General features: G+C 46.8%; 3 protein-coding genes. All 3 read left to right on the top strand.

The genetic code is table 11. The annotated features are described in order from the left end of the window. Positions 1-203, top strand: a 203-nt coding sequence (locus KDK14_RS16880) for a hypothetical protein (protein WP_257266348.1), incomplete at its 5' end; no start/stop codon positions are given. A gap of 43 nt (positions 204-246) precedes the next feature. Next, on the top strand, positions 247-645 hold the full coding sequence (locus KDK14_RS16875) for a M15 family metallopeptidase (protein WP_257266347.1): 399 nt from the start codon (positions 247-249) through the stop codon (positions 643-645). A 51-nt stretch (positions 646-696) separates the two neighbouring features. After that, complete coding sequence (locus tag KDK14_RS16870) at positions 697-993, top strand: holin family protein (protein WP_257266346.1); 297 nt, start codon at positions 697-699, stop codon at positions 991-993. Positions 994-1,036: the final 43 nt, after the last annotated feature.

The raw sequence follows: 1,036 nt of genomic DNA, 5'->3' as shown, positions 1-1,036 counted from the left end.
ACGACCGGCTTCCGAAGGTTTCAACGTCTTCTGAAGTTACGGATTCAGGTAATAAGTTTGGCGCTTCGAACCTTGTTATTCATCCCTTGCAGAAAAATGAAACAAAAGATAGGATGTTTTTCTATGATGGCGTGAAACTTCATCAAAAATTGCCATCTCAAATATCTTCTCAAAAAAGCCCGGCCCCGTTGCCGGGTTTTTAGTATCTGCCACTCCCAAACTGAACCACTATAAAAAAGGGGCTTCATGTTTCACTTTTCCGCTTCATCAAAGCGACATTTGTCGACTTGTGATGAGCGGCTTCAGTGTGTCTTCAATAAAGTGATTGAGCATTATGACTGCACGATTATTTGCGGTCATCGAAATGAAGCTGCCCAGACCCTGGCGTTTGAAAGTGGCAAGTCGGAGTTACAGTGGCCTGGCAGTCATCACAATGAGCTGCCCAGTAAGGCAGTAGACGTTATGCCCTATCCCATAAACTGGTTTGATTATCAGCGGTCTGCACACTTTGCCGGGTATGTGTTGGGTGTGGCTGAGGAGATGGGCATTAAACTGCGTTGGGGTGGTGACTGGGATCGGGATGGTCAGCTGAAGGATCACCGGTTTATCGATTATCCACACTTTGAGCTGGTGGACAATGATTAACCTGAACCCGATGGCAGGAATAGCCAAGGAGTTGATGGGGGGCTTGATGGCTTGTTCACTTCCGACGAGGAGCGGGCCAAAGCCGAACTATCACTGAACCACCAGTTGCAGCAGCCTCATATCTTGCAAGCACTGGCCAATATCGAAGAAGCCAAACACCCATCGGTATTTGTCTCTGGCTGGCGGCCAGCTCTTGGTTGGCTTTGTGTATTTATCTTGTGCTGGACCTGGATTGTTCGGGATCTGGTCATTATCGGTTTGATGCTTGTGGATAAATCCGAAGTGGTTCAACAGTTACCCACAGCGGATACCAGTACGGTAATTACTTTACTGCTTTGTCTTTCCTGATTACCACTGATCGTACGTCATGATACAGAGAAAGTTTATTTAA

It is taken from the genome of Endozoicomonas sp. ONNA2 (assembly GCF_024606365.1).
GTDB lineage: Bacteria > Pseudomonadota > Gammaproteobacteria > Pseudomonadales > Endozoicomonadaceae > Endozoicomonas.
This window is presented reverse-complemented; position numbering and strand designations above follow the sequence as displayed.

Coding starts and splice junctions, on each gene's coding strand:
- KDK14_RS16875 (WP_257266347.1), top strand. CDS start 247: ATGTTTCACTTTTCCGCTTCATCAAAGCGACATTTGTCGACTTGTGAT.